The sequence below is a fragment of the Candidatus Accumulibacter vicinus genome (assembly GCF_000584955.1).
GTDB classification, from domain to species: Bacteria; Pseudomonadota; Gammaproteobacteria; order Burkholderiales; family Rhodocyclaceae; genus Accumulibacter; species Accumulibacter vicinus.
Window position 1 is genome coordinate 180,623 of record NZ_JDSS02000053.1, and the last position, 1,372, is coordinate 181,994.

Genomic DNA, 1,372 nt, shown 5'->3' on the forward strand with positions numbered 1-1,372 from the left:
CGGAGATGTTGACATCGCCGCCCCCTCGCTGACGCGACTTTCACATTAAAGAAAAATCCCCCGTCTGCCGTTGTAATGTTTACCTCCATCTATCAGGCAGCCACCATGAAAATCACCAGTTCCGAGATGCAGATGCTCTCGTCGCATGTTGCGGCGCAAAGAACCGAAGTCCGCGAATCGACGCGCATGTGGATCGGTGCTCAGCGGCCGGACTTCGAGGGACGCGGCAATGCGCGTGCTGCCGCCGATCAGGTCACCCTTTCCGATGCCGGCAAGGCGGCAGCGCAGGCGGATGCACTGGAAGGCAGTACCGACCAGACCGAGAATGATCCGCGCATGCTGCTGATGCGGGCCCTCGTTCGCATGCTGACCGGCGAAGACGTACGCGTCTTCGATGCCGCTGAATTGCCTGCGCCGGCTGCGGCACAGGCACCGGTCTTTGACCTGCCGGCCGAAGCGGTGCCGGTTGCCGTTGTCCAGGGTGAACGCGCCGCTGCAGCGCAAAGGCCAGCCGGTTACGGTGTCGAATACGACTACCACGCGTCGCACAGCGAATTCGAGCAAACCTCGTTCGCCGCCAGCGGGGTGATCAAGACCGCCGACGGCAAGGAGATTCGCTTCGACTTGCAGCTTCAGATGTCGCGCAGCTACCACGAAGAGAGCGATGTCAGCCTGCGCCTCGGCGACGCGACGCGCCAGAAGAAGGATCCGCTGGTCATCAATTTTGCGGGCGACGCCGCCCAACTCAGCGACCAGCGCTTCAAGTTCGACCTCGACGCCAACGGAACCACCGAGAGCATCAATCGTCTCGCCTCCGGCAGCGGTTTCCTGACCCTCGATCGCAACCACGACGGGCAGATCAACAACGGCAGCGAGCTTTTCGGGACCAGGAGCGGCGATGGCTTTGCCGACCTCGCGGCACTCGACGACGACGGTAATGGCTGGATCGACGAAAACGATGCGGTCTATACCCAGCTCGGGGTGTGGACGCCAGATGCCAGTGGTGGCGGCCAGGTGCAGAACCTCAAGGAAGCCAATGTCGGGGCACTCAGCCTGGCCCGCGTCGCGACGCCTTTCGATCTACGCAACGGCAGCAACGAAACCATTGGGCAGATCCGCAGCAGCGGTGTCTTCCTGCAAGAAAATGGCGGGGTCGGCAGCCTACAGCAGGTGGACCTCAGCGTCTGAGCGAAGACATTTTAAGCCGGCCGTGAATCCCTGCACGGCGATTGACTGGGGAGGCAGAGAAAAAATTCCGGGAGGCCCGGACGGGTGCACATGAAAATGTTGGACGAAGCCGCTACGCGGAGGAAAATCGTCCGGGGGGTACCGCCCGAGCCCTTGATTCGGAGGTCGAGATGGCCGGAGGCAC

Annotated in this window: 1 protein-coding gene; it reads left to right on the plus strand. The window is 62.1% G+C overall.

Annotated features, from left to right (window positions below):
- Positions 1-105: 105 nt before the first annotated feature.
- Positions 106-1,188: a hypothetical protein gene (locus tag CAPSK01_RS21180; protein WP_034931767.1), complete on the plus strand. Its 1,083-nt coding sequence runs from the start codon at positions 106-108 to the stop codon at positions 1,186-1,188.
- Positions 1,189-1,372: the final 184 nt, after the last annotated feature.